Raw genomic sequence first — 25,243 nt, forward strand, 5'->3', positions numbered from 1 at the left:
ATTCGTTCTGGATCGCGCCGCACGTCATGACCTACTCGGGCGTGACGCTGATGGTGCTCCTGAGCTTCGGCGTCCTCGCCTGGACGACGCTCCGGCCCGCGGCCGCGGCGGGCGACGTCGTGCGCGTGCTCGGTCTCACGAGCACGCGCGGCTTCCACCTGGCCGCGTGGGGCATCGCGTTGACGGTCCTCGCGGCGCCGATCGACGATCTCTGGCACCGCCTCTTCGGGATCGACGTGACGCTCTGGAGCCCGCCGCATCTCCTGGGCCTCCTCGGCGCCGCGATCAACACGCTCGGCTGCTTCCTGATCGCGCGCGAGGTCTATCCCGCGACGAGCCGCGCGGGCGTCGCGGCGATCCTCGTCACCGGCGCGCTCCTCTTCACCGGCCTGCACCTGGTGGTGCAGCCCGCGTTCAGAATCGCGTACCTCCAGGGCGGCGTGTGGTTCCACTTCTACTCGATCCTCGCGCCGCTCCTCCTGCCCGTCGCCTACGTCGCGACGGCGCGCCTGTCGGGAAGCCGCTGGGCGCCGGCCGTCGTGCTCATCGGCGCGGTTGCCCTCGGGCTCGTCGGCCAGCAGCTCGCGCGGCTCGGCTTCGACCTGCTCCAGCCCGTCTCCGTCATCCAGGAGGAGATGCTCAAGGACCCTACGTCGCCGATCGCGGTCGCCAACGTCGTCGCGCGCAGGAACGGCACGGTGGCGGGCGCCACGACGAGCGTCGCCCAGCTCCTCGGGCTGATCCCGCTGGCGGCGATGGTGGCGGTGGACGCGCGGCGGAGGCCCGTGGCCGCGACCGTCGCCTACGCGCTCGTCCTCTTCGGGCTGATGGCCGTGAGGCTCGGCTTGCTGCCGGCGTACCAGGCGCTCGTGCCGGGGCCGGGCGACACGGTCGTCGCGCTGGCGCTGACGCTCGCCGCGGGAGTGGCGGGTGGCTTCGGGGCGGGCCGGCTCGCGGCGCTGCTCGAGCCCGCGCCGCCCCGCGCGCGCTAGCCCGCTACCGAATCACGCCGCAGGCGACGCGCGCTCCCGAGTTCCCCGTGGGATCGGTCTTCTCGTCGTCCGGGTCGGCGTGGACGACGAGGGCCAGGCCGGCGATGTCCTTGAGCGTCACGCCCGCGGCCGTCGCCTCGAGGTGGCCGGCGCCGTCCGCGCCCACCGTGAGGTTCGGGAGGTCGCCCGCGTGGGCGCCTTCGGGGTTCTTGTGGCCGTGCTTCTTGTTCCCGGGATTGAAGTGACCGCCCGCCGACGCGAAGGCCGGGGGCTCGCACGTTCCGACCGCGTGGATATGGAAGCCGTGCGCGCCGGGCTTGAGCCCGCTCACGCGCGCCGCGATCGCGACACCGCCGGGCACGTCGCGGAGCGTCGCGGTGCCGACGAGCTTCCCCTGCGCGTCCTTGAACTCGACGGTCACCGCCTGCGCGTACGCGAGCGCCGGTGGCAGCAGGAGCAGCCCCCCGAGGATCAACGCGAGCCGTCTCATCGCTTGAACTCCTTCGTCGCCGCCGCCAGCGCCTCTGGCGCGGCGAGCAGGTCGAGCGCGGTCAGGGCGAGCGCCTTCGCCCCCGCCAGCATGCCGGCGCGCGCCATCGGCGAGCGCGCCCACTCGGCGAACTCCCGCGAGTGGCCGGGCACGCCGTCGGGGGAGATCCGGATGTAAGGGTGGATCGTCGGCAGCGCCTGGCTGACGTTGCCGCAGTCGGTCGAGCCGTAGCCGGCCTCGCCGTCGTCCGCGTCCACGGGGAAGTCGATGAACGCGAGGTTCTTCTCGAACACCTCGGCCATCGCCCGGTTCGGCTTCATCGGGTCGTGGATCGTGCGCTCCGCGGTCACCTCGACGCGGCAGCCGGTGGCCGCCGCCGCGCCCTCGGCGCACGCCGTGAACCGCCGGAGGAGCTCCTTCAGATAGTCCTTGTCGATCGAGCGCAGGTAGAAGTCGGCGCGCGTGTAGTCGGGGATGATGTTCGGCTGCTCGCCGCCCTTGACGATGATCCCGTGGACGCGCGCGTCCGGGTGGATCTGCTGGCGCATCTGGTCGAGCGCGACGAAGAGCTGGATGACCGCGTTCAGCGCGTTCACGCCGCGCCAGGGCCACGACGACGCGTGCGTCGCCTTGCCGTGGAACTCGGCCTTCACCTTGGCGAGGCCGAGGGTGGGCCGCCACACCTGCGTGCCGCAGCGGCCGTGGATCATCATGGCGGCGTCCACGCCCTCGAAGACGCCCGCCTCCAGCAGCCGGACCTTGCCCGCGCCGCCCTCCTCCGCGGGCGTCCCGATCACCTGGACGCGGCCGGGGAAGGGGAGGCGGCCGAGCGCCGTCGCGAGCGCCGCGCCCGCGCCCGTGCCCGCCGTCGCGATGACGTTGTGGCCGCACGCGTGGCCGATCCCGGGCAGCGCATCGTACTCCGCCAGGATCGCGACCGTCGGCCCCGGGCCGGCGCCCTCGATCGTCGCGCGGAACGCGGTCGGCAGGCCGCCGACGCCCCGCTCGACCTTCGCCCCGTGCTTCTCGAGAAACGCGGTGAGCCAGGCGTGCGCCTGCTCTTCCTTGAAGGCGAGCTCGGGGTGGCCATGGATCCGGTGCGAGAGCGTCTCCAGCTCGTCGGCGAGGCGGTCCACCGCCTCGGCGACCTTCGGCTTGAGCGTGTCCGCCGGCGGGGTCACGTCGCCTGCCGAAACTCGGCCTGAGCCCGCGTGACGAGCGACGGGTCCGCGAGGAGATCGCACACCGTCATGGCCATCGTCTTGGCCGAGACGAGCATGCCCTCGCGGGCGAGCGGGCTCCGCGCGGCCGCCTCGAAGGCGCGGGAGTGGATCGGCGTCCCGTCGGGCGCGATCTTCACCATCGGCTGGATCGCCGGGATCACCCGGCTCACGTTGCCGATGTCGGAGGAGCCGAGCCGGTCCGTGGCCTCCGGCGACTCGGTCACGCCGAACGTCGTGAGGTTCGCGCGGAAGGCGTCGAGGAGCGTCGCGTTTCGCTTCATGGGCTCGTACATGGTGTCCCGGTGCTCCACGACGCGGAGCTCGCAGCCGGCGGCCTTCGCCGCGCCCTCCGCGCACCGGATCACGCGCTTCTGCAGCTCCCACATGTAATCGAGGTTGAGCGCGCGCACGTAGAACGTCGTCGCCGCGAACTCGGGGATGATATTCGGCGCGGCGCCGCCGTGGGTGATGATGCCGTGGACGCGCGCGTCCGGCCGCACCTGCTGGCGGAGCATCGCCACGTTGTTGTAGGTCTGGATCGCCGCGTCGAGCGCGTTCACGCCCTGCCACGGGTCGGCCGACGCGTGCGCCGCCTTGCCGGTGAACTCGAAGCCGACGCGAACGATGCCGAGCAGGTCGGAGTGCCCGATCCAGCGGTCGAAGCCGTGGACCATCATCGCCGCGTCCACGTCCGCGAAGACGCCGCCCGTGATCAGCTTCACCTTGCCGCCGCCGCCTTCCTCGGCCGGGGTGCCGATGACCTGGACGCGTCCCTTCGGGAGCCGGTCCCGCACCGCGGCGAGCCCGGCGCCCGCGCCGACGCCCGCGGTGGCGATGACGTTGTGACCGCACGCGTGGCCGATCTGGGGCAGCGCGTCGTACTCGCAGAGGATCGCGATCGTCGGCCCCTCGCCCGTCTCGAGCGTGGCGCGGAACGCGGTCTCGACGCCCGCGACGCCGCGCTCGACCTTGAACCCCTGCTGCTCCAGGAACTCGGTGAGCCAGCCGGCCGCCTTCACCTCGTGATAGCCCAGCTCGGGGTTGTCGTGGATCCTGTGCGAGAGCTGCTCCAGCTCGTCGCCGAGGCGGTCGAGGGCCTTCGCGATGGCATCCTTCAGCACGTTCATCCGGGATCTCCCTGACGTCGTGGTCTCTCCGGCTGCGCCGACGGGAGTCAACTATAGCATCGCCGTGGTAGGATTCGCGGCGTGAGGCGCGGGGTCACGCTCGGGGTCTCGATCCCCCAGACGGTCCTCCAGGGCGGCTTCGACGTCAGGAGGCTGCGCGACTACCTTGCCCGCGCCGAGGCGCTCGGCTTCGAGAGCGCGTGGGTCGTCGAGCAGATCCTCGGCTCGATCCGGAGCCTCGAGCCCGTCGCGCTGCTCACGTGGGCCGCGGCGTGCACCGAGCGGCTGCGGCTCGGCTCGGCCGTGCTCCTCACCGCGCTCCGGAGCCCGGTGCACACGGCGAAGGAGCTCGCGACGCTCGACCATCTCTCCGGCGGTCGGCTGACGGTCGGCGTCGGCCTCGGCGGCAACCCGAAGATCTACCCCGCGTTCGGTCTGAGCGCGGCGAAGCGCGCCGCGCGCTTCGCGGAGGGCCTCCGGCTCATGAAGCGGCTCTGGACCGAGGAGCGCGTGACGTTCGAGGGCGAGTTCTTCAGGCTCCAGAACGCGTCGATGCAGCCGAAGCCCGTGCAGAAGCCGCACCCGCCGCTCTGGTTCGGCGGCCATCATCCGAACGCCCTCAGGCGCACGGTCGAGCTGGGCGACGGCTTCATCGGCGCCGGCTCGATCTCGACGGCAGCCTTCCTCGACGAGGTGGGCCTCCTCCGCCGGCTCCTGAAGGAGGCCGGCCGCGACCCCGCCGCGTTCCCGATGGGCAAGCGCGTCTACATCGCGGTGGACGAGGACCGGGCCCGCGCGGGCCGGCGGCTCGCCGAGTGGTTCGGCGCGTTCTACGGCAAGCCGGAGCTCGCCGCCGAGGTGTCCGTGTGGGGCGGGCCGCAGGAGTGCGTGGACCGGCTCGCGGAGATCGTCGGGGCCGGCGTCGGCTTCCTCATGCTCAATCCCGTCTTCGACGAGACGGAGCACCTCGAGGTCTTCGCCTCGAGGATCGCGCCCAAGCTCTAGCCGGGCGCCCGGGGCGTTATCGACCGGGCGCTACTGCGCTACTGGAGGTCGACGACCCGGAGGTTCGTGAAGTAGGCCTCCATGTCCTTCTCGTTCACGTAGAGCCCGAGATAGCCGCGCACGTCGGCGAAGGCCGTGCCCGCGCCGACGTACTTGTCGTTGATGTAGCAGAGGATCTTCCGGCCCGAGACCTCGACCGCCAGGTGGTTGGTGGCGCCGTAGCCCGTCCGCACGGCCGCCTCCTTCGTCCAGTCGATGATGTGGTTCCATTTACCCTGGTGCCACTGCGTGAGCCGGTAGCTGCCGTCGGCGCTGATCCCGAAGACCGCGTAGAGGTCGTTGTTGTCGTTCGAGGCGCGGCCGAACTTGATCCCGAACATGTGGTTCTGGGCGCCGGCGCGGAGCTGGACCGTCAGCTCGACGCGCACGGAGTCCTGGAACTGGCCGGCGTAGGTGAGCCGCGGCTCGCAGGTGCCGCTGGCGTTGTTGGACTTGACCCAGTAACCCGAGTCCTCGTACCGCGCGGCGCAGATCTTGTCGGAGCCCACCCACGCCCGGCGCTCGCCGCGGATGAAGTCGTCCTCGAACAGGGTTCGGCCGCGCCCGCCGGGGATGGAGGCGACGACCGGCGGCGCCGGCGTGGGAAGGGGCTCGTAACGCGTCTCGATCCCCACGCGGACCGGCTGGATGTCGATCTGCACCTCGCTGCGCGTGTTCGCCGTGACCCGCACGTCGCGCCGCCACTCGGGATGTCCGGCCTTCTGTGCGCGCACCCGATGCTGACCCTCGACCAGGTTGTTGACGATCAGCTCGCGGCCCGCGTGCGTCTCGCCGACCAGCTGGTCGTCGAGCCACACCTCCACGCCCTCGAGGCGGGAGATGAGCGAGAGAGAGCCGACGCGGGCCTTTTCCGTGATCTCCCAGCGCGGCGGCTCATAGACGGGCGGCCCCGTCGGGCGCGGCGGCGCCGTGGCGACGACGGGTCCGGGAGCGGGGGCGGGCGCGGGGCCGCCCGTGATCGCGAAGAAGAAGTCGCCCGTGAGGTTGCTCGCCTCCCAGGGGTTCTGACGCCCGCCCGTACGGGTCAGGACGCCCTGGCGGACGCGCTTGAAGACGTCCTCGATCTTGAGGTTCGGCTCGCGCAGCGCCTTGAGGAGCTCCGCCGTATAGATGCCGTTCGCGCCGGGATCGCCGTCGTCGGCGGTGCTGCCCGGCGCCGTCGCGTACGCGATGTAGGTGCCCATCGGCGCGTCCATGAACGCGAGGCCGCGGGCGCTGCCCCGGAACTTCCGCGCGAACGGGTTGTCGCGGCACGCGTCGAGGACGATGATGTTGACGCGGTTCTTCGCCTGGTCCATCTGGCCGAGGACGCTGTCCACGTCCACCGTCTCGGCCGCCACGTACCGCTCGCTGCGGATCTCCGCGTCGATCGGGATCATGAAGTTCTTGCCGGAGACCTGCATGCCGTGGCCGGAGTAGTAGAAGAGGCCCGCGCCGAGGCCCGGCCCGCCGCTCCCGAGCTTCTCGCCGAACGCGGCGACGGCCCGGCGGAACTGGGCGGAGTTGACGTTCTCGAACGCCATCACCTCGAAGCCCATGCGCTTGAGCGCTTGCGTCATCGCGCGCGCGTCGTTGACCGGGTTGTTCAGCTTGCCGGTCGCATAGGCGCCGTTGCCGATGACGAGCGCGATTCGCTTCTCGTGCTTCATCTCGTCGACGGTGATGGTGCGGAACTGCTGCGCCGAGGTCGAGGCGACGGCCAGCAGCACGAGAAGCGCCCCTAGCCAGTAACGCGTCATGCGCACGGTCAGCCCTCCTCTGTCAGAGACCTGCGAGACCAGAAACCATTGCGAGTCTAGCATTTGTCCACGCGTCAGTGAATCCCCTCAGCGCTCCATTCGACCGCCGCCCGGTGCCATCCTTACCGTCCGGCGTGGTCAGAAAGGCGACACGATTTGGAAGGAATCCGACGCCGGAATACGCGAAGCGTTTCAAATCAAACACTTCCCCCGGGAGAATCCGGTGGTATCCCGTGTGCACCCGTATGCCGCGTGTCGGCGCAGCGCAAGACCGGCTGGAATCCGGAAACGTGGCGGAACCTGCCGGGCAAACACGTCCTGATCCTGGACGACCCGTCCGACCAGATGGACACGCTCAAGGGCTACTTCGGACGGTTCGAGCACGGGGTGCGGTACGACCTCTTCGCGGCGTCGAGCGGCCCCGAGGCCGCGGCCGCGATGCGCCACGGCCGGCCCGACCTGATCCTGCTCGACCCGCAGATGAAGGGCCTCAACGGGCTCGCGCTGCTCAAGCAGGTCCGCGCCCTCGACAGCTCGATCCCGGTGATCGTCATCACGGGCAAGCAGGCGACCGGCGCCGTCGTCGAGGTCCTGAACGTCGGGGTCTTCGCGTACGTGCCCAAGCCCTGCGACTTCCAGCAACTCGAGCACCTGGTGGCCCTGATCGTCGGGGCGCCGTCCAGGGCCGCGTCATAGGCCTCCCGGAGGCCCGCGTCGCATATACTTGCCGTGTGCCGGACGCCGCGCCCGCTCCCAAGCGCATCCTCATCGTGGACGATGAGGCGGCGGTGATCGAGGTCCTGACGGAATTCTTCCGCCAGTTCGAGCACGGCCACACCTACGCCATCGAGACGGCGTCGAACGGCACCGACGGCTACATGGCCTTCCTCAAGCGGCGCCCGGACCTCGTCCTGCTCGACATGAACATGCCGGGGATGGACGGGCTCCAGCTCCTGAAGCAGATCCGCGCCCTCGACACGCGCGTGCCGGTCATGATGGTCACGGCGAACGAGGACACGAAGATGGCCGCCGAGGCGCAGACCACCGGGATCTTCGCGTACGTGCCGAAGCCGTTCGACTTCCGCCACCTCGACCTGCTGGTCAGCCTCGTCCTCCAGCAATCGAGGCCGGCCGGCGGCGGCCCGGGCGGCGCGCCCGCACGCTGAGCGCGTGGCGCGCCCGCGGGTCGTCCTGATCGGCGCGGCCGGCCAGCTCGGCTTCGACCTCGCCCGGACGTTCGACCTCGACGGCGAGCTGATCCCGCTCACGCGCGCCGATCTCGACGTGCTCGACGCGCCGCGGGTCGCGGCACGCCTCATGGCGCTCCGCCCCACCCACGTCGTAAACACCGCGGCCTACAACCGCGTGGACCAGGCGGAGGAGGACCCGGACGCGGCGTTCGCGCTCAACGCCCGCGCCGTCGGCGACCTCGCGGCCGCCTGCCAGCGGCTCGGCGCCACGCTCGTCCACTTCTCCACCGACTACGTCTTCGACGGCCGCCGCGCGACGCCGTACCTCGAGTCGGACGCGCCGAACCCCCTCTCGGTCTACGCGGAGTCCAAGCTCGCGGGCGAGCGGGCGGCGCTCGAGCGCTGCGAGCGCGCCCACGTGTTCCGCGTCTGCGGGCTCTACGGCGTCGCGCGGAGCTCCGGCAAGGGCGGGACGAACTTCGTCGAGACCATGCTGCGCTTGGCGGCCGAGGGCAAGCGGATCCGGGTCGTCGCCGACCAGGTGCTGGGGCCGAGCTACACCCTCGACCTCGCGCGAAAGGTCTGGAAGATCCTGCCGCGCGCCGAGCATCCCATCTACCACCTCACGAGCGCCGGCGCGACGAGCTGGTACGGCTTCGCGCGGCGGGTGTTCGAGCTCGCCGGGGTGACGCCGGACCTCGCGCCCGTGACCGCGGCCGAGTTCGGCGCCCGGGCGCGGCGCCCCGCCTACTCGGTCCTCGGCCACGCGAACCTGGCCGCCCTCGGCGAGGCCGACCTCCGCTCCTGGGACGCGGCGCTCACGGCCTACGTCGCCGAGCGCTCGTCGTCCCGGTAACGCTCGGCCAGCGCCAGCTGGGCGGTCACGCCGATCAGCTCGTTGAAGTCGCGGAAGTTCATGTAGCGGTCCTTCAGCGCCAGCACGTCGTCGCGCGCCTTCACTTCGCCGAGGAACGCCCGGATCGCCTGGACGCCGACGAGGAGCGTGTCCACCGGGAGCAGGATGATCGCGTAGCCGAGGCCGCGCAGCGTCGGGAACGGCAGGAGCGGCGAGCGCCCGCCCGGCGCGTAGTTGTAGAGGAGGGGCGTGTCGAAGGCGCGCGCGACCCGCTCCACCTGCGCCGCGTCGCGCGGCGCCTCGACGAAGAGCACGTCGGCGCCGGCCTTCGCCGCGGCCTCGCCACGGCGGAGCGCCTCGTCGAAGTCCACGGCCGAGATCGCGTCGGTCCGCGCAATGATCAGGAGGTCCGGATCGCGACGCGCCTCCACCGCCGCGCGGATCTTGCCCGCGAACTCGCCGCGCGGGATCACCTGGTGGCCGGAGAGGTGGCCGCAGCGCTTGGGGGTGATCTGGTCCTCGATGTGGAGCGCCGCCACGCCCGCGGCCTCGTAGGTCTGGACCGTCCGGCGGACGTTGAGCGCGTTGCCGTAGCCCGTGTCCGCGTCGGCGATCAGCGGGATGTCCACGACCGCCGCCAGGTTGCGCGCGTTGTCGGCCATCTCGGCGAGGCCCGCGAAGCCGAGGTCGGGCAGGCCGAGCCGCGAGGCGGCCGTGCCGTAGCCGGTCATGTAGACCGCGGGGAAGCCCGCCTGCTGGACGAGCCGCGCGGAGATGCCGTCGTAGGCGCCGGGGACGACGAGGCCCTGCTTCTTCTCGACGAGCGTTCGGAGCGTGCGGCGAGGCGTCATGCGGGCTCTCCTCTGGCGCGCGCGATCCGCCGATCGAGCGCGGGATGCGAGTACAGCACGAGCTCCTTCAGCCGGCCCGGGCGCCGCTCGGCGAGGTTCAGGTCGCCGAGCCGCTCCATCGCGCTGATGAATGCCGCCGGGTTGCCGGTGGCGGCGAGGGCGAAGTCGTCCGCCTCCCGCTCGATCCGGCGCGAGAAGCCGTTGCCGAGCGGCAGCGTGGCGAGGCCCAGGACGAGCAGGATCAGTGCGAGCGCGGGCATGCCCGCCGGATCGGCGGGGCCCGCGAGGCCGAGCGCGCCGGCACCGGCCCGGAGCAGCCGGTCCGCGAGCCCGAACGTCACGACCGTCAACGTCCCCTGCACGGCGAGGCCCCGGCGCACGTCGCCGTGAGCGTGGTGGCCGAGCTCGTGGGCGAGCACGGACTCGATCTCGTCCGCGGTGAAGCCCGCGAGGAGCGTGTCGAACAGGATGATGCGGCGCGTGCGGCCCCACCCCACGACCGCCGCGTTCGCCGTGCGGCCGCGGCGCGACTGGTCGGCGACGCTCACGTCCACGGCGCCTACGCCCATGCGCCGCGCGAGCGCCAGGAGACGCTCGCGCAGGGCCGCGTCCTCGAGGGGTCGGAGCCGATAGAAGAGCGGGACGATCCAGACCGGGAGCACGAACGCGAGCGCGGCCTCCGCGACGACGAAGACGGCGGCGGCCGCGAGCCACCACCACGCGGTCGCGCGGAGCAGCGCGTAGACGATCTCGACCGCGGCGAGCCCGAGCGCCCCGGCGAGGAGCGCCGCCTTCGCGCGGTCGGCGAGCCACGCGGCGAGCCGCTGGTGGAGGAGGCCGTAGCGGCGCGGCAGCCACCACCCGCGCGCCCACGCGAGCGGGAAGATCAGCACGCCGTGCGCGGCGCCGAGCGCCGCCGCGACGGCGGCGAGCTGGCCCCAGGCCCCGCCCGGCGCCGCCGCGGCGGCGCGCGCGAGGGCGTGGGCCGAGCCGGTCAGGAGCACGGCGAGGAGATAACCCGCCGAGACCGCGAGCTCGGCGACCGCGAGGGCGAGCTGCAGGCGTTGATAGCGAGCCGCGTCGGGCATGACGCATTGTAGACAACTGCGGGCCGGGTTACCGAAGAAGAGGCAGGGTGCAATCCCTTCCTCCGGAGAGGGCACGCTCGAGAGGGAGGACGACTGTGAAGATTCACAGGATCGGGAACGCGGGCGCTCGCGTCCGCGGTGTCCAGCTCAGGCATCGGCCCGATGCCGTCAGACGTTGCCAGGCACAGTACCCGCTGCCCGCCGGACGGGAATCCGCTACAATGAACGCTAATTCATCTCATCTCACGTCGTCTCACGAGGAGCCATCATGTTCGAGTCCGTCGAGGAGGTCCAGCAGCGGTTCATCGCCGCGCGCTACATCGCGAGCCGGCGGATCGCCACCGTCGTGTTCCTCGCCGCCCGCATGGGCCGTCCGGTGCTCGTCGAAGGGCCCGCGGGCGTCGGCAAGACCGAGCTCGCGAAGACGCTGTCGGACGTCACCCGGCGCCGGCTCATCCGGCTCCAGTGCTACGAGGGGCTCGACGAGGGCAAGGCGCTCTACGAGTGGAAGTACGCCAAGCAGCTCCTCTACACGCAGCTCCTGCGCGACCGCATCGGCGAGCTGATCGCCGACGCGCCGTCGCTGCCGGACGCCGTCGCGAAGATCGCCGGGCAGGAGGACGCGTTCTTCTCGTTCCGCTTCCTCTCGCCGCGCCCGCTCCTCTCCGCGATCCTCGCCGAGGAGCCCGTCGTCCTCCTCGTGGACGAGATCGACAAGGCCGAGCCCGAGTTCGAGGCGTTCCTGCTCGAGGTGCTGTCGGACTTCCAGGTCTCGGTCCCCGAGCTCGGCACGGTCGTGGCCAAGCACATCCCCCTCGTCGTGCTCACGTCGAACAACGCGCGCGAGCTGTCCGACGGGCTCAAGCGGCGGTGCCTGCACCTCTTCATCGACTTCCCGGTCCCGGCGGACGAGCTGGCGATCATCCGCCTCAAGGTGCCGGAGATCCCGGAGAAGCTCGCCGCGGCGGTCGTCGCGGCCGTCCAGAAGATCCGGGCGATGGACCTCCGGAAGCTCCCGTCCATCTCGGAGTCGCTCGACTGGGCGCGCTCGCTCGTGATCCTGAACGCCCGGGAGCTCTCGCCCGAGCTCGTCGAGTCCACGCTGACGATGCTCGTCAAGCACGAGAAGGACCTCGAGCGCGTGAAGGGCGCGCTCGACAAGGTGCTCGCCGAGTAGTCCTTGGACGAGCGGATCCTCGAGTTCATCGGCGACCTCCGCCGCGCGGAGGTGCGGATCTCGCCCTCCGAGGCGCTCGACGCGCTCGCCGCCGCGTCCGAGGTCGGGCTCGTCGACCGCGAGACGTTCAAGACCACGCTCGCCGCGACGCTGGTCAAGGAGTTCCGCGACCAGCCGACGTTCGACCGCCTCTTCGACCTCTACTTCCTCGACCTCGAGGCGCTCGGGCAGGGACTCCAGAAGGCGCTCGGGCCCGCCGACCCGCGCGTGCAGGACATGCTCGACCGGCTGCTGGCCGAGGAGGGGATGGAGCTCGACGACCTCACCGAGCTCCTCATGCGCGGCGGCGGGAGCGAGATGGAGATGGCCATCCGCGCCTCGGGCCAGAACGCCGGGCTCGAGCGGCTCATGTACTTCCTCCAGGTCGGCTTCTTCTCGCGCCGGATCTCGGACCGCTTCGACTGGTCGGCGACCGAGGCCGACCTGGAGCGGCTCATGAAAATGCTCGAGGCGCGCGGCCTCGACCCGGGCCAGCTCGCCCGCATCCGCAACTACCTCGAGCTGCGGCTCGAGGCGTTCAAGCGGATGATCCGCCAGCACGTCGAACGCGAGCTGGAGCGGCGCGCCTACCGCCAGGGCGAGAAGCTCACGCGCGAGGTCCTGTCCGAGAAGCCGCTCTTCGCGCTGACGCCGGACGAGATCGCGCAGATGAAGGCGGTCGTCGCGCGGCTCGCGCGGAAGATCAAGGACGCGCTGGCCCTGCGCCAGCGCCAGGAGCACCGCGGCCGCATCGACACGCGGCGCACCACGCGCAAGAGCCTCCAGTACGGCGGCATCCCGATGGAGATCTTCCTGAAGCGGCGCCACCGCGAGAAGCCGAAGCTCGTCACGGTCTGCGACGTCTCGGACTCGGTCCGCAACGCCTCCCGCTTCATGCTCCAGCTCGTCTGGAGCCTCCAGGAGTGCTTCAGCCGGGTGCGCTCCTACGTCTTCGTCTCGGAGATCGCGGAGGTGACGCAGGCGTTCAACACCTACCCGGTGGAGCGCGCGATCGAGTGGGCGCTCAAGGGCGCGCCGGTGGACTTCCACTGCCGCTCGGACTTCGGCTACGCGTTCAGCCGCTTCGCGCGGACCGAGCTCGACATGCTCGACCGGAAGACGACGATCCTGGTCCTGGGCGACGCGCGCAATAACTACAACGACCCGCAGGCGTGGGCGCTCCGGCTCATCCGCGAGCGCGTGAAGGGCATCATCTGGCTCAACCCCGAGGGGCAGTGGGGCTGGGGCATCGGCGACAGCGTCATGCCCCTCTACTCGCCCTCGTGTGACTTCGTGCGCGAGTGCCGGACGATCGCCCAGCTCGGCGAGGTCGTGGACAACCTCGTGCACCACTGGTGGAGGCGCGGACGATGAAGTGGGTCGCGGTGACGGCGCTCACGCTGCTCGCCGCCTCGCCCGCCGCGGCGCAGCCGCCCGAGTGCGTCACGCTCGAGGACTTCGCGAAGGCGAAGCCCGGCGAGTTCCCCACCGACTGGAAGCCGCGCAAGGACGCGGGCAAGGACGTCTACAAGGTGATGGAGGACCAGGGCCTTCGCTTCCTCCGCGCGGCGTCGAAGGGGCTCGGCATCCAGGCCGCGAAGCAGGTCGAGTGGGACTTCGGCCAGTACCCGATGCTCGCCTGGTCGTGGCGGCCGCGCGAGTTCCCGAAGGGCGGCGACGAGCGCGACTCCGGCACCAACGACAGCGCCCTCGCCGTCTACCTGCTGGTCCCGTACTCCCGCATCACCGGGCCGAAGGCGGTCAAGTACGTCTGGAGCGAGAAGGTGCCGGTCGGCACGCACCTGAGCTCCAACTACGGCCTCACGCAGGTGGTCGTCCTCCGGAGCGGCCGTCCGGACAAGGACGACTGGGTCGAGGAGAAGGTGAACGCCCTCGCCGACTACAGGAAGCTCTTCAGCGAGGGCGACACGCCCAAGCCCGCCGGCATCGCCGTCCTCACCGATGCCGACGACACCAAGTCCACCGCCCAGGGCGACTACACGAACTTCCGCGCCTGCCGGCGCTAGCGGACCGGCCGCGGGCGCGAGGCGGCGATGCCCCAGGAGATCCTGGTCGTCGAGGAAGAGCCCGACATCCGGAGCCTCGTGGTCATGCACCTCGAGCGCGAGGGCTTCCGCTGCCGGACGGCCGCGAGCGGGCACACGCTCGCCTGAGATCGCGGCGTCGTCGCGGATTCTCTATACTTACGACCCGTGCCAGACCCGATCTTCCAGGCCGAGCGCGTGTCGCTCACGTACCCGGACGGTGAGGGCCGTCCGCGGGCGCCGGTCCTGGACGACGTGTCGCTGGAGGTGGAGCGCGGCGGCGCGCTCACGCTGGTCGGCCCCTCGGGCTCGGGCAAATCCACGCTCCTCCGCTGTCTCAACCGGCTCGTGGAGCCGACGGGCGGGACGGTGCGCTTCGACGGCCGCGACATCCGGTCGCTCGACCCCCGCGACCTTCGACGCCGAGCCGCGCTGGTGATGCAGACGCCCGTGCTCTTCGAGGGCACGGTCGGGGACAATCTCCGCATCCGACCCGCCGACGCCCCGGGCGATTTCTCCGAGGCGCGGCTGGCGGCCGCGCTCGCCGAGGTGGGCCTCGACCCGGACTTCCTCGACCGCGACGCCGCCACCCTGTCCGGCGGTGAGAAGCAGCGGGTGACGATCGCCCGGGCGCTCCTGCGCGACCCGCAGGCCCTCCTGCTCGATGAGCCCACCTCGGCGCTGGACCCGCCCAACGCGGCGCTGGTCGTCGAGACGATCTCCCGGCTGCGGGAGACGCGCGGCCTCTCCATCGTCGCCGTGACGCATCAGCCGGAGCTCGTCCGCCGTCTCGGCGGCCGGCTGCTCTACCTCGTGAAGGGGCGGGCGCAGGCGTACGAGCGCATCGACGCCGCCGCGTCCGGCGCCGTCACCGATGCGCGGCTGCAGGCGTTCCTGGCCGGCGAACGCGCGCCCGCCGGCCCCGGCGGCGCATGACCGGCGCCGCGGGCGTGATCGATCTCTCGGTCTGGCAGCTCGCGGTGGCGCTGCTGCTCGTCGGCGTGGTCGTGGCGGTCTCGTTCCGCCAGGCCCTGGGGCTCGAGCGCGATCTCGTGATCGGCTCCGTCCGGACCATCGTCCAGCTCTACCTGGTCGGCCTCATCCTCGCCGCGGTGTTCGCGGCGGCGCGCTGGTACTGGGTCGTGCTGATCCTGGCGGTGATGACGGCCGTCGCGACGCACGCGGCGGTGTCGCGGCTCAGGAAGCCGATCCCCGGCGGGTACCAGATCGCCGCCGCCGCGCTGACGGTCTCGACGGCGGCGACGCTCGCGTACGTGATCGGCGTGGTCGTCCGCGTGCGCCCCTGGTACGAGCCCCAGTACATCATTCCCATCGCGGGCATGATCCTCGGCAACTCGATGACGAGCGCCGCGCTGGCCGGCGATCGCCTGCAGGGCGACCTCCGGGCCCGCGCGGACGAGGTGGAGGCGCGGCTCGCCCTCGGCTTCTCCGGGCGCGAGGCGGTGCAGCCCATGGTGCGCGCGTCGCTGCGGGCCGCGATGATCCCGACCGTGAGCGGGATGATGACGGTCGGCCTGGTGCAGCTCCCGGGGATGATGACGGGCCAGATCCTCGCGGGCTCGTCCCCGCTCGTGGCGATCCGCTACCAGATGGTCGTCGTGTTCATGCTCGCGGCGGCCACGGCCATGGGGTCGCTCCTCTTCGTCCGGCTCGCCGCACGGCGCTACCTCACGGACGCCCACCAGCTCCGGCGGTACCTGCTCTAGGAGCGCGCCGGGTCGCGGCGACCCGGGGTGTGTTAGCCTCTCCCCATGTCACTGGCCGATCCCGAGCTCACCGCCGACGCGATCGAGGAGCTGTACGCGCGCGGCGTGACCGACGGCCTGCCGGTGGTCCCACCGACGCGCGCGCGCGTCGCGCGCGCGGTCGCGGCGACGGGACGCGACGGCGCGGAGCTCGTCGCGGAGGTCCCGCCCAACTATGGGCGCGCGACCGTGGAGAAGGTCGCGATCAACGCGGTGATGGCGGGGTGCCGTCCCGAGTACCTGCCGGTCGTCCTCGCCGCCGTCGAGGCCGTCTGCGACGACGCGTTCGACCTCCACGGGGTCTCGGCGACGACCAATGCCCCCGCGCCGCTCGTGATCGTCAACGGCCCGATCCGCGGCAAGCTCGAGATCAACTGCGGCGCCGGCCTCTTCGGCCCCGGCTGGCGCGCCAACGCGACGATCGGCCGCGCCGTGCGCCTCGTCTGCGTCAACGTGGGCGGCGCGATCCCGGGTGTCGTCAGCATGTCCACGTTCGCCCACCCGGGCCGCTACACCTACTGCATCGGCGAGCACGAGGAGGCGAGCCCGTGGGAGCCGCTCGCCGTGGAGCACGGCTTCGCCGCGGGCGAGTCGACCGTGGCCGTCCTCGCGGCCGACGCGCCGCTCGGTGTCTACGATCAGCGGTCGCGCACGCCCGAGGACCTCCTGGCGACGCTCGCGGCGAGCCTGGCCGTGGTCGCGCACCACAAGATGACCCACTGGGGCGACACGCTGCTCGTCCTCTCGCCCGAGCACGCGGCGCTCGTCGGCGGCGCCGGCTGGACGAAGACCGACGTGCGCCGCTGGCTCTGGAAGCGTTTGCATCGCCCGGTCAGCGACCTGCTCCCGGGCAGGGACGGCGGCGACGGGCTCCCCGAGCACGTGCTGAAGAAGTTCAAGGACCCCGCGCACGACGACACGCCGATCGCGAAGTTCCGCGAGCCCGAGAACATCAAGATCATGGTGGCGGGCGGCACGGCCGGGCGCTTCTCGGCGATCGTCCCGGGCTGGACGTTCTCCAAGGGCTCGGCGCTCGTCTTCCGCCCCATCCGCAGCGCGTGAAAGGAGAAAGCACATGAGCGAGTACCTGGACCCGACCGCCTCCGTCGCCGTCCCGCGGAAGACCGCGGCGCGGCCCGCGAGCCTCGAGGGCAAGACGATCACGCTCCTCGACATCTCGAAGGCGAAGGGCGATCACCTCCTCGACCGGATCGAGGAGCTCCTGCGCGAGCGCGCCCGGCCGAAGGCCATCGTGCGGAAGAAGAAGCCCACGTTCGCGCGCCCGGCCCCGGACGAGCTGCGCCGCGACATCGTCGGCGCGACCGACGTCCTGATCGAGGCGCTCGCCGACTGAGGGTCGTGCACAACGTGCAGTGTGCACGACGGCGTGTTCTTCGAGGATCACGGCATCCCGACGGCGACGGTCGTCTCGTCCGAGTTCGTCCGCGCGGCGCGCGCCCAGGCCGGCGCGCTCGGCGCCACGGACTACCGGACCGTCGCCGTCCCTCACCCAGTCCAAACACTGACCCGCGATGAGGTCCGGGCGCTGGCCGACAAGGCGTTCGACGAGATCGTGAGGAGGCTCACGGCGTGAAGACCGCGGAGAAGCGGTGGTACCTGTTCGACGTCAACCCGTCCACGCCGCCGGCGTTCGAGGCGGCGCCCGGTGAGGAGTTCACCCTCGAGGTGCGCGGCGCGTTCGCCGACGTGCAGGACATCAGCACCGTGCCGACGCCGTTCACGCCGGCGTGCGACGGCCATCCGCTCGCGCCCATCGCCGGCCCGGTGTTGATCCGCGGCGCCAAGCCCGGCGACGCCGTCGTCGTGGATCTCCTCGAGATCAGCCCTCACGGCGAAGGGAAGACCGCCATCCTCCGGGACTTCGGGGTGCTCCGGCGCGAGTTCGGCGAGCCGTGGGCGCTCTCGTGCCCGGTGAAGGACGGCAAGGCGTGGTTCGGCGGGCGCATCCCGATCGCCCTCAACCCGAACCTCGGCACGGTCTCCACGATGCCGACCGAGGGCTACAAGCCCTCCTACGCCGGGCCGTACGGCGGCGACTTCGACCAGAAAGACGTGCGTGCGGGGTGCCGCGTCCACCTGCCCGTGATGGTGGACGGCGCGCTCCTCTTCTTCGCCGACCCGCACGCCGCGATCAGCGACGGCATCATCACCGGCACCGGCGTCGAGTGCGACGCGACCGTGCGCGCGCGGGTGACCCTCGACAAGGGGCGCGCGCTCGACCGGCCGGTCCTCGAGGTGGACGACACGGTGCAGGTCCTCGGCTTCGGGCCGACGGTCGAGCTCGCGACGGAGGACGCGGCGCGCGGCGCGGTCGCGTGGTTCGTCGCGCGCACGGGGATGGACCGGCGCGAGGCCTACATGCTCCTCTCCATCGTGGGCGAGCTGCGCATCGGCACGTCGCCGCGGCCGGTCATGGCGGCCCGCCTCATCATCCCGCGCCCGATCGTCGAGGCCGCGGCGAAGGGCCGGTGAGTCATGGCGACGACGCTCGGCGACGACGACGTGGTCAAGATGCTCTCCTCGCTCAGCAACTGGGGGCGCTGGGGCAAGGACGACGAGCTCGGGACGATCAACCTCATCACGCCGGCCAAGCGCAAGCAGGCCGCGGCGCTCGTGCGGGACGGCGTCCCGGTGAGCTGCGCGCGTCCGATCGTGACGAACGACATCAGCGTGGACACGGCGTTCCAGCCGCTCCGGCTCATGGTGGACTCGGGCGAGGGGCGTGACCACGACTCGCGCGAGCGGCTCCTGGCGCGCCGCGGCGCCTCGGAGTTCATCGGAATGGTCTTCCACGGCTACACGATCACGCACGTGGACACGCCCGCGCACTACTTCTGGCAGGGGAAGATCTACAACGGCCGCTCCTGCAACCTCATCACCGCGCGCGAGGGCGCCGGCGCCGAGTCGGTGGACCTGCTCCACGACGGCGTGGTGAGCCGGGGCGTGCTGCTCGACGTCGCGGCGCTCCGGGGACGCCCGCTCGACGCGGGCGAGGGCGTGATGCCCGAGGACCTCGAGGCGGCGGAGAAGGCCCAGCAGGTCCGCGTCGAGCCGGGCGACATCCTCCTGATCCGGACGGGCTACTACGCCCGGCGGCTCGAGACGCCGCGCCACCCGCTGAAGGACGGCTCGCCCGCCGCCCACGTCGCCTCGATGCCGTGGTTCCGCGAGCGCGACATCGCCATGCTCGGCACCGACACCCACAACGACGTGAGCCCCGCGACCCACCCGCGGCTTGGCAACGTGGTCCACATCGTGGCGCTCGTGGGCATGGGCCTCTGGCTCATCGACAACGGGAACCTCGAGGAGCTCGCGAAGGCGTGCGCGGCGCGGCGGCGCTGGGAGTTCATGCTGACGCTCGCGCCGCTCAGGCTCCAGCACGCGACGGGCTCCCCCGTGAACCCGATCGCGCTCTTCTAGGCCGTCGAGGGGAGGCTCGGCGCATGCTGTTCATGGTGGTCGAGCGGTTCAAGAACCGCGACGCCAAGGCGGTGTATCGCCGCTTTCGCGACCAGGGGCGCGGCGCGCCCGACGGATTGAAATACGTCGGCAGCTGGATCGAGGCCAATTTCGACCGGTGCTTCCAGCTGATGGAGTGCGACGACGCGCGCCTCCTGCAGCGGTGGGTCGCGGTCTGGAGCGACCTCATCGAGTTCGAGATCGTGCCCGTCGTGCCGTCGGCGGAGACGCGCGAGGCGATCGAGCCGCTGCTCTGACGCCCGTGCCGGCCCGCCGCGGCGATCGGCGGCCGGCGGTAAACCCCGACGTCGCTGGCTCGTCTTTCCTAAAGGGCGGACAGGAACAATGGCGCCCCGAGGGGGGCGGGCGTGGACCCAGAGGAGATCGAGGCCGTCATCCAGCGGGCCAGGCTGGAGCTGTATCGCGACAACCTCTCGGGCGCGCTCGAGATCCTGGAGCGGGGCCGGGACGGCCGTGCCGACGATCGGCTGGCCCAGGAGATGCAGGGGATCCGCTCGTGCCTCGCGCACCTCGGCAGTCGCGACGCGTACGCGCGGGCCTACGAGGACTATTACCGGGAGAGGAAGGCGCGCCCGAGCCTGAAGCTCCTCGAGCGCGAGGTCCGGACCCTGGTCGGCGCGCGGACCCGCAAGATGGTCCGGCGGTATGCGGACTACCCGGAGTTCCGGCTCCTCGAGGACGAGATCCTCGCGATCCGCGCCGCGCGGGTGCTCGACGCCGGCTGCGGCGAGGGACGCGTCGCCCTCACGCTCGGCGCACGCCATCCCGGCCTCCGGATCGAGGGCGTCGAGGTCACCGAAACCAACGTGCGCATCGCGCGCAGACTGAACCGCTTTCCCAACATCGCCTTCCATCGGGGATTCATCGAAGACGCGGCACAGCTCCTCCCACCCGGGAGCTTCGATCTCGCCTACTCGTTCGCCGTCCTCGAGCACGTGCCCGACGTGGACGCGACCGTAGGGGCCATCTTCGCGATGCTCCGGCCGGGCGGGCGGCTCTGCGTGATCGTGCCGATGAACGAGTTCAGCGTGACCGGGCCGCTCCCGGCCTACGTGCCTCCCGACGGCATCGCCGGACACGTGCGCGTCTTCACCGAGGCGGACCTCGAGAAGCGGTTCGGGAGATTCCCGGGGTTCGTCGTCACGAGGCTCCCAGGCGCGTGGCGGAGCGGCCGGTACCCGGACGCGATCCGACCGAAGGAGTTCGGCGCCTACTTCGCGGCGTTCTCCCGGCCCTGACTAGAAGCTCTCACGGCCCGCGCTCCTCGGCGAACCTCGGCAGGACCTTGTCGCCGAGCAGCCGGATCGAGCGGAGGACCTTCGCCTGCTCCATGCCGGGCCACTGCAGGCGGAAGATCATCGTCGTGAGGCCGAGCCGCTCGCGGTAGCGCGCGATCTCCTCGGCGACGCGCGACGGGTCGCCGATGACGAACCGGTCGCGCGCCAGCTCCTCGAAGGGGAGGTCGAAGCTCTCGCCGGCCGGCAGCGCCTTGTCCTGTTCCCAGCGCCGGTACGCGCGGTACTTCGCGTCGAGGAACCGCGCCGCTTCGGCGAACGCGCTCGCCGTGTCGGGCGCGACGTAGCATTCCTTGATCAGCGGCGTTTCCGCCGCCGGCGGGCGGCCGAGCTCGCGGCGCGTCTGCGTGAAGAGGGCGAGCTGGCGCTCGAGCGTCGCCAGCGTCGTGTGCGGGTTCATCAGCCACGCGTCGCCGAGGCGCGCGGCGCGCTTGACGCCGGCGTCGGCGTTCGCCGCGAGCCAGATGGGCGGGCGCGGCCGCTGGAGCGGGCGCATCGAGATCCTCACGTCGCGCATGCGAAAATGCTTGCCCTCGTAGCTCACGGGCTCGCCGTTCCACAGCCGCTCGATCACCTCGAGCCCTTCGACGAGCCTGCCGACGCGCTCGCGCGGATCGAGGCCCATCGCCTCGTTCTCGGCGTCGCGGTACCCGAGGCCCACGCCGAAGACGAGGCGGCCGCCCGTGATCACGTCGAGCGTCGCGAGCTGCTCGGCGACCTCGAGCGGGTGGTGGAGCGGCAGGAGCAGGCAGCCCGTGCCCAGCGTCATGCCGGGGGCGTCGGCGGCGATGCGCCCGAGGGTGGGGATCGGCTGGAAGTAGCTGAACGGCTCGGAGAGATAGTGCTGGCTCGCCCACGCCGACGCGAAGCCCACCGCACGCGCGAGCCGCACCTGCTCGACGTGCTCCTGGAAGCGCGCGGCCTGCGGGTCGTCCGGGAGATGCTGGACGGAGAGCCCGAGACCGAACTTCACGCGAGCCGCCAGACCCGTCCCTGCGAGGCCTCGTCGGTGAGCGTGAACTGCGGCAGCGCCATGTGCTCGGCGAGGTCCTGGAAGATCACGCTCACGCGCTTTCCAATCGCGACGTGCTGCTCGTCCTCCGGGGTGAGATCGCGCTTGAGGAGGTTGGCGATGATCCGCAGCGCCTCGTCGGGCGTCGGCGCGCCGCGCTGCTCGTCGAGCTCGACGAGGACGACCGGGTAGGGCGTGAGCTCGCGGAAGCCCGGCTGGATCGCGTGGTGGACGATCTCGTAGGAGTAGATCGTCCCGCGGCCGGAGACCTCCTGCCACGACCAGCCGAGCGCCATGCACCAGGGACACGCGTGCGTCGGCGGGTAGCGCAGGAGCCCGCAGGCTGCGCACTTGCGCACGACGAGGCGGTGGGCGCGCGCGTGCGCGTAGAACTCCTTCCACTCCGTGTCGTTGTCGGGGACGATCAGCGACATCCCGCGGTACTGGACGGGCTGGGGCATGGGCTATCGCCTCATGATCAGGGCGCTGCCGAGAGGCGGCATGGCCCAGCCGAGGTTCATGCTGATCTCGGCGTCCTTCACCTGGCGGCAGCGGCCCGGGGCGTAATCGTAGGTGTGGACGCCCTCGGCCGCCGTCGGGCAGTAGTCGTCCACGGTCCCGCGGAGCTGGCGGACGTTCTCGATCACCATGGACATGCCGTGCGTGTAGCCCTCGCAGAGATGGCCGCCCGACGTGTTGTTGGGGCGCTTGCCGCCTAGTTCAATGGCTCCGCTCGAGACGTACTGCCCTCCTTCTCCCTTCTTACAGAACCCATATTCTTCCAGCTGCAGCATCGTCGTGAAGGTGAACGCGTCGTAGGAGCCCGTGACGTCCACGTCCTCGGGGCCGATGCCCGCCTGGCCGAAGACGATGTCCTTCGCGTAGTAGCCGGCGACACGGGTGATCGGCCCGTGGGCCCAGTGGAAGTCCAGGCGCGGCTTCGACACGCGCCCGGCGACGCCCAGGATGCGCGCGGGCCGCCGGCGGCCGTCGCGCGCGCGCTCGGCCGAGGTGACGATGACGCAGGTCGCGTTGTCGGTCTCGAGGCAGCAGTCGAGGAGGCGGAGCGGCTTCACGATCCAGCGCGAGCCGACGACGTCCGCGACGGTCACGCGCTCCTTGAGCAGCGCCTTGGGGTTCTGCGAGGCGTGCTTGCTGTGCGCCACCTTCACGTGGGCCACCTGCTCGGAGGTCGTGCCGTACTCGTACATGTGGCGCATGAAGGTCGGCGCGAAGTTCTGGCCCGCGCTCCGCATCCCGAACGGCACCTGGGCGAGGTCGAGACCGCGCACGGGCTGGGCGGCGCGGGCGCCCGTGCCGCCGATGCGGAACTCGCTGTAGCCGTTCATCGAGCGGTAGATCGCGACGGTGTTGCACATGCCGGCCTCGATCGCCCCCATCGCGAGGCCGACGAGCGCCTCGGTGGACGAGCCGCCGCCCATCACGTCCATGTAGAAGTTCAGGCGGATGCCGAGGTCCGACGCGACGTGGTTGGCGAGGGTCGAGTCGCCGCCCTGATAGTCCATCATCCCGTCAACGTCGCGCGCCGTCAGGCCCGCGTCGAGGATCGCGTTGCGGACGGCCTCGACGGCCAGCGCGCGGGTCGTGCGGTTGGAGCCGCGCGAGTACTCGGTCTCGCCCACGCCGACGATGCAGTACTTGTCCCGAAGGCCGCGACTCTGGACGACCATCTGTGCCGGCGATGCTACCACTTTTTCAGCCGCGGCCTTTCCACGGTCCGGTGATCAGCCGGGCGCCTCGGTGCCAGGTGACGTAGGCCCAGGCCCACTCGAACAGCACCAGGAAGCGGTTGCGGAAGCCGATCAGGAACATGATGTGCACGAGAAGCCACGCGAGCCACGCGACGAGCCCTGAGAGCGGGAGCCCACCCACGACCGCGACGGCGGCCGCGCGCCCGATCGTGGCCATGCTGCCCCTGTCGCGGTAGCGGAAGGAACGGGTCGGCTGGCCGTGGAGTCGCCGCCACACGTTGTCCGCCACCGCGCGCCCCTGCTGGATGGCCACGGGCGCCACGCCGGGCAGCGGCGCGCCGGTCTGATGCAGAAACGCGCACATGTCGCCGATGGCGAAGGCCTCGGGATGGCCCGGGATCGAGAGATCCGGCTCGACGAGGACGCGGCCGGAGCGGTCGAGAGGCGCACCGAGGGTCCGCGCGAGCGGCGCCGCGGCCACGCCGGCGGCCCAGAGCACGGTGCGAGCGCGGATCTGCTCGCCTCTGAGCCACACCGCGTCCGTGGTCACTCGCGTGACGACGGCCTTCGTGCGCACCTCGACGCCGATCCGCCGGAGCGCGTCCTCCGCGCTGCGGGACAGCGACTCCGGGAAGGTGGTGAGGATGCGCGGCCCGCCCTCGAGAAGGACGATCCGCGCCTTGGTCGGGTCGATCAGGCGGAAGTCGCGGGCGATGGTCTGGCGCGAGATCTCGCCGAGGGCGCCGGCCAGCTCGACGCCGGTGGGACCGCCGCCGATGACCACGAACGTGAGGAGCGCCTGCCGCTCGGCGCCGTCGCTCTCGCGCTCGGCGGCCTCGTAGGCCAGGAGTACGCGGCGGCGAATCTCGAGGGCGTCCTCCAGGGTCTTGAGCCCCGGGGCCAGCACTTCCCAGTCGTCGTGGCCGAAGTACGAGTGGCTGGCCCCGGCGGCGAGGACGAGCGCGTCGTAGCCGATCTCGCCGCGATCGAGCACGACGCGGCGGCCGGCCAGATCCACCCGCGCGACCTCCGCGAGGAGGACCGTGATGTTGGTGGCCTTGCGCAGGACGGATCGGAGCGGGACCGCGATGTCGGAGGGGTTCAGCGCCGCCGTGGCGACCTGGTAGAGCAGCGGCTGGAAGAGGTGGTGGTTGCGCCGGTCGAGGAGCGTGACGCGCACGGCCCGGCGGGCCAGCGCCCGCGCGGCGTAGAGCCCGCCGAAGCCGCCGCCCACGATCACCACGTGCGGAGGGGCGGCCGGTCGTCTCATGGGCGTATGTTCATCGCGCCTCCTTCTCGAGCCAGGCGGCGACGTCGGCGGCGATCGCCTCCCAGCCGGGCTCCTGGATGAGCATGTGGGCGTGCTCGTCCCAGACGCGGATCTCCGCGCCGTACTTCGCGGCGACCTTCCGCACCGTCTTCGCGGGCGTGATGCGGTCCTCGCGGCCCGCCACGACGAGCATCGGGCACCGCACGCGCCGGGCGTCCACCGGCACGCCCGTCACCGCGACGTCGAAGGCCTGACGTCCCGACTCGGGCACGAGCCGCTCGAACGCGGCGCGGCGCTCCTCCGGCGGGGTCCGGCCGTAGAGGAGCGCGTCGGCCTCCTCGAACGACGGCGTGATCGGCCGGGAGCCGAAGATCTCGCCCGCGTGCCTCAGCGAGAGCCAGAAGAGCTTGGGCGTGGACAGGGCGAAGATGCCCCGCGGCGCCGCGGGCGTGAGGAGGACGGCGGCGGGCGGATCGCCGATCTCGGCGAGCTTCTGGACGATGAGGCCGCCCATCGAGTGGCCCACGAGGATCGGGTTGCCGATCGCCCCGGCGACGGCGCGCGCGTCCGTCACGTAGTCGGCGAAGGGGACGCGGCCGATGTCCCGGACGGGCTTCGAGCCGTGGTGGCCGCGGAGGTCGAGCGCGTAGCAGGTGACGCCGCGGCCCGCGAAGAACCCGAGCCACTTGTCCCACATCCAGCTCCCGCCCCACATGCCGTGGACGAACAGGATCGGGCGCCCGTGCTCGGGCACCCGCGGCGCCGCGCGCTCGACCTTGAGCCCCGCGATCTCCATCGGCATCCC

General features: G+C 71.6%; 27 protein-coding genes. 16 read left to right on the plus strand and 11 right to left on the minus strand.

Annotated features, from left to right (window positions below; genetic code table 11):
* The coding region (locus VKG64_04235; GenBank protein ID HKB24242.1) for a hypothetical protein at positions 1–992 on the plus strand (992 nt) is incomplete at its 5' end.
* Positions 993–996: 4 nt separating this feature from the next.
* On the opposite strand, the gene VKG64_04240 is transcribed toward VKG64_04235, so the two are convergent.
* Genes VKG64_04240 through VKG64_04250 form a run of 3 tightly spaced genes read right to left on the minus strand, consistent with a single transcriptional unit; the run spans position 997 to position 3,832 of the window.
* Positions 997–1,482: a superoxide dismutase family protein gene (locus tag VKG64_04240; protein ID HKB24243.1), complete on the minus strand. Its 486-nt coding sequence runs from the start codon at positions 1,480–1,482 to the stop codon at positions 997–999.
* Complete coding sequence (locus VKG64_04245) at positions 1,479–2,663, minus strand: M20 family metallopeptidase (protein HKB24244.1); 1,185 nt, start codon at positions 2,661–2,663, stop codon at positions 1,479–1,481. The genes VKG64_04240 and VKG64_04245 overlap by 4 nt, the downstream gene beginning before the upstream one ends.
* On the minus strand, positions 2,660–3,832 hold the full coding sequence (locus tag VKG64_04250; GenBank protein HKB24245.1) for a M20 family metallopeptidase: 1,173 nt from the start codon (positions 3,830–3,832) through the stop codon (positions 2,660–2,662). The genes VKG64_04245 and VKG64_04250 overlap by 4 nt, the downstream gene beginning before the upstream one ends.
* An 81-nt stretch (positions 3,833–3,913) precedes the next feature.
* Here VKG64_04250 and VKG64_04255 point away from each other — a divergent pair, with 81 nt between their 5' ends.
* Positions 3,914–4,837, plus strand: coding sequence for an LLM class flavin-dependent oxidoreductase (locus VKG64_04255; protein ID HKB24246.1), 924 nt, complete (start codon positions 3,914–3,916; stop codon positions 4,835–4,837).
* A 38-nt stretch (positions 4,838–4,875) separates the two neighbouring features.
* On the opposite strand, the gene VKG64_04260 is transcribed toward VKG64_04255, so the two are convergent.
* Entirely contained in the window at positions 4,876–6,636 is a 1,761-nt protein-coding gene (locus VKG64_04260) for a caspase family protein (protein HKB24247.1), read from the minus strand.
* A 252-nt stretch (positions 6,637–6,888) separates the two neighbouring features.
* Here VKG64_04260 and VKG64_04265 point away from each other — a divergent pair, with 252 nt between their 5' ends.
* From VKG64_04265 to rfbD, 3 genes are read left to right on the plus strand one after another with little or no spacing between them, the layout of a single operon-like run.
* Positions 6,889–7,332 (plus strand): response regulator, encoded by a 444-nt coding sequence (locus tag VKG64_04265; GenBank protein HKB24248.1) that lies wholly within the window; start codon positions 6,889–6,891, stop codon positions 7,330–7,332.
* A 35-nt stretch (positions 7,333–7,367) separates the two neighbouring features.
* Positions 7,368–7,802 (plus strand): response regulator, encoded by a 435-nt coding sequence (locus VKG64_04270; GenBank protein HKB24249.1) that lies wholly within the window; start codon positions 7,368–7,370, stop codon positions 7,800–7,802.
* 4 nt (positions 7,803–7,806) lie between these two features.
* A complete protein-coding gene (rfbD, locus tag VKG64_04275; protein HKB24250.1) occupies positions 7,807–8,682 on the plus strand; it encodes a dTDP-4-dehydrorhamnose reductase in 876 nt (291 codons plus the stop codon).
* Here the strand turns inward: rfbD and VKG64_04280 are convergent.
* Together VKG64_04280 and VKG64_04285 are read right to left on the minus strand one after the other, a co-directional pair.
* Positions 8,652–9,533, minus strand: a complete 882-nt coding sequence (locus VKG64_04280) for an isocitrate lyase/PEP mutase family protein (GenBank protein ID HKB24251.1) — start codon at positions 9,531–9,533, stop codon at positions 8,652–8,654. The two genes, rfbD and VKG64_04280, sit on opposite strands and share 31 nt — an antisense overlap.
* Positions 9,530–10,621 carry a M48 family metalloprotease gene (locus VKG64_04285; GenBank protein ID HKB24252.1) on the minus strand — a complete coding sequence of 364 codons (1,092 nt, stop codon included), beginning with the start codon at positions 10,619–10,621 and terminating at the stop codon, positions 9,530–9,532. The genes VKG64_04280 and VKG64_04285 overlap by 4 nt, the downstream gene beginning before the upstream one ends.
* 268 nt (positions 10,622–10,889) lie before the next feature.
* On the opposite strand from VKG64_04285, the gene VKG64_04290 reads away from it, so the two are divergent.
* The 11 genes from VKG64_04290 to VKG64_04340 all read left to right on the plus strand — a co-directional run bounded on the left by VKG64_04290 (position 10,890) and on the right by VKG64_04340 (position 20,387).
* On the plus strand, positions 10,890–11,798 hold the full coding sequence (locus VKG64_04290) for a MoxR family ATPase (protein HKB24253.1): 909 nt from the start codon (positions 10,890–10,892) through the stop codon (positions 11,796–11,798).
* A 3-nt stretch (positions 11,799–11,801) separates the two neighbouring features.
* Positions 11,802–13,211, plus strand: a complete 1,410-nt coding sequence (locus VKG64_04295) for a VWA domain-containing protein (protein ID HKB24254.1) — start codon at positions 11,802–11,804, stop codon at positions 13,209–13,211.
* Positions 13,208–13,864: a DUF3047 domain-containing protein gene (locus tag VKG64_04300; GenBank protein ID HKB24255.1), complete on the plus strand. Its 657-nt coding sequence runs from the start codon at positions 13,208–13,210 to the stop codon at positions 13,862–13,864. The genes VKG64_04295 and VKG64_04300 overlap by 4 nt, the downstream gene beginning before the upstream one ends.
* Positions 13,865–14,050: 186 nt before the next feature.
* Complete coding sequence (locus tag VKG64_04305; protein ID HKB24256.1) at positions 14,051–14,818, plus strand: ATP-binding cassette domain-containing protein; 768 nt, start codon at positions 14,051–14,053, stop codon at positions 14,816–14,818.
* Positions 14,815–15,609: an iron export ABC transporter permease subunit FetB gene (gene fetB / locus VKG64_04310; protein HKB24257.1), complete on the plus strand. Its 795-nt coding sequence runs from the start codon at positions 14,815–14,817 to the stop codon at positions 15,607–15,609. The genes VKG64_04305 and fetB overlap by 4 nt, the downstream gene beginning before the upstream one ends.
* A 45-nt stretch (positions 15,610–15,654) precedes the next feature.
* Positions 15,655–16,710 (plus strand): hypothetical protein, encoded by a 1,056-nt coding sequence (locus VKG64_04315; GenBank protein HKB24258.1) that lies wholly within the window; start codon positions 15,655–15,657, stop codon positions 16,708–16,710.
* 13 nt (positions 16,711–16,723) lie between these two features.
* Positions 16,724–17,242 carry a UGSC family (seleno)protein gene (locus VKG64_04320; GenBank protein ID HKB24259.1) on the plus strand — a complete coding sequence of 173 codons (519 nt, stop codon included), beginning with the start codon at positions 16,724–16,726 and terminating at the stop codon, positions 17,240–17,242.
* Complete coding sequence (locus VKG64_04325) at positions 17,239–18,141, plus strand: acetamidase/formamidase family protein (GenBank protein ID HKB24260.1); 903 nt, start codon at positions 17,239–17,241, stop codon at positions 18,139–18,141. The genes VKG64_04320 and VKG64_04325 overlap by 4 nt, the downstream gene beginning before the upstream one ends.
* Before the next feature lie 3 nt (positions 18,142–18,144).
* On the plus strand, positions 18,145–19,089 hold the full coding sequence (locus VKG64_04330) for a cyclase family protein (GenBank protein ID HKB24261.1): 945 nt from the start codon (positions 18,145–18,147) through the stop codon (positions 19,087–19,089).
* Between the two features lie 23 nt (positions 19,090–19,112).
* A complete protein-coding gene (locus VKG64_04335; protein HKB24262.1) occupies positions 19,113–19,385 on the plus strand; it encodes a DUF3303 family protein in 273 nt (90 codons plus the stop codon).
* Between the two features lie 111 nt (positions 19,386–19,496).
* On the plus strand, positions 19,497–20,387 hold the full coding sequence (locus VKG64_04340; GenBank protein HKB24263.1) for a class I SAM-dependent methyltransferase: 891 nt from the start codon (positions 19,497–19,499) through the stop codon (positions 20,385–20,387).
* 10 nt (positions 20,388–20,397) lie between these two features.
* Here the strand turns inward: VKG64_04340 and VKG64_04345 are convergent, their stop codons facing one another.
* Genes VKG64_04345 through VKG64_04365 form a run of 5 tightly spaced genes read right to left on the minus strand, consistent with a single transcriptional unit; the run spans position 20,398 to position 25,240 of the window.
* Positions 20,398–21,417 carry an LLM class flavin-dependent oxidoreductase gene (locus tag VKG64_04345; protein HKB24264.1) on the minus strand — a complete coding sequence of 340 codons (1,020 nt, stop codon included), beginning with the start codon at positions 21,415–21,417 and terminating at the stop codon, positions 20,398–20,400.
* On the minus strand, positions 21,414–21,917 hold the full coding sequence (locus VKG64_04350; GenBank protein ID HKB24265.1) for an OB-fold domain-containing protein: 504 nt from the start codon (positions 21,915–21,917) through the stop codon (positions 21,414–21,416). Before VKG64_04350 ends, VKG64_04345 begins: the two co-directional genes overlap by 4 nt.
* 3 nt (positions 21,918–21,920) lie before the next feature.
* Positions 21,921–23,147, minus strand: a complete 1,227-nt coding sequence (locus VKG64_04355; GenBank protein ID HKB24266.1) for a hypothetical protein — start codon at positions 23,145–23,147, stop codon at positions 21,921–21,923.
* Between the two features lie 25 nt (positions 23,148–23,172).
* On the minus strand, positions 23,173–24,438 hold the full coding sequence (locus tag VKG64_04360) for an NAD(P)/FAD-dependent oxidoreductase (GenBank protein ID HKB24267.1): 1,266 nt from the start codon (positions 24,436–24,438) through the stop codon (positions 23,173–23,175).
* Between the two features lie 10 nt (positions 24,439–24,448).
* Positions 24,449–25,240, minus strand: a complete 792-nt coding sequence (locus VKG64_04365; GenBank protein HKB24268.1) for an alpha/beta hydrolase — start codon at positions 25,238–25,240, stop codon at positions 24,449–24,451.
* Positions 25,241–25,243: the final 3 nt, after the last annotated feature.

The sequence above is a fragment of the Candidatus Methylomirabilota bacterium genome (genome assembly GCA_035260325.1).
GTDB lineage: Bacteria > Methylomirabilota > Methylomirabilia > Rokubacteriales > CSP1-6 > AR19.

Coding starts and splice junctions, on each gene's coding strand:
- VKG64_04250 (HKB24245.1), bottom strand. CDS start 3,832: ATGAACGTGCTGAAGGATGCCATCGCGAAGGCCCTCGACCGCCTCGGC.
- VKG64_04365 (HKB24268.1), bottom strand. CDS start 25,240: ATGCCGATGGAGATCGCGGGGCTCAAGGTCGAGCGCGCGGCGCCGCGG.
- fetB (HKB24257.1), top strand. CDS start 14,815: ATGACCGGCGCCGCGGGCGTGATCGATCTCTCGGTCTGGCAGCTCGCG.
- VKG64_04300 (HKB24255.1), top strand. CDS start 13,208: ATGAAGTGGGTCGCGGTGACGGCGCTCACGCTGCTCGCCGCCTCGCCC.
- VKG64_04335 (HKB24262.1), top strand. CDS start 19,113: ATGCTGTTCATGGTGGTCGAGCGGTTCAAGAACCGCGACGCCAAGGCG.
- VKG64_04350 (HKB24265.1), bottom strand. CDS start 21,917: ATGCCCCAGCCCGTCCAGTACCGCGGGATGTCGCTGATCGTCCCCGAC.
- VKG64_04285 (HKB24252.1), bottom strand. CDS start 10,621: ATGCCCGACGCGGCTCGCTATCAACGCCTGCAGCTCGCCCTCGCGGTC.
- VKG64_04290 (HKB24253.1), top strand. CDS start 10,890: ATGTTCGAGTCCGTCGAGGAGGTCCAGCAGCGGTTCATCGCCGCGCGC.
- VKG64_04355 (HKB24266.1), bottom strand. CDS start 23,147: ATGGTCGTCCAGAGTCGCGGCCTTCGGGACAAGTACTGCATCGTCGGC.
- VKG64_04240 (HKB24243.1), bottom strand. CDS start 1,482: ATGAGACGGCTCGCGTTGATCCTCGGGGGGCTGCTCCTGCTGCCACCG.
- VKG64_04280 (HKB24251.1), bottom strand. CDS start 9,533: ATGACGCCTCGCCGCACGCTCCGAACGCTCGTCGAGAAGAAGCAGGGC.
- VKG64_04260 (HKB24247.1), bottom strand. CDS start 6,636: ATGACGCGTTACTGGCTAGGGGCGCTTCTCGTGCTGCTGGCCGTCGCC.
- VKG64_04330 (HKB24261.1), top strand. CDS start 18,145: ATGGCGACGACGCTCGGCGACGACGACGTGGTCAAGATGCTCTCCTCG.
- VKG64_04360 (HKB24267.1), bottom strand. CDS start 24,438: ATGAGACGACCGGCCGCCCCTCCGCACGTGGTGATCGTGGGCGGCGGC.
- VKG64_04315 (HKB24258.1), top strand. CDS start 15,655: ATGTCACTGGCCGATCCCGAGCTCACCGCCGACGCGATCGAGGAGCTG.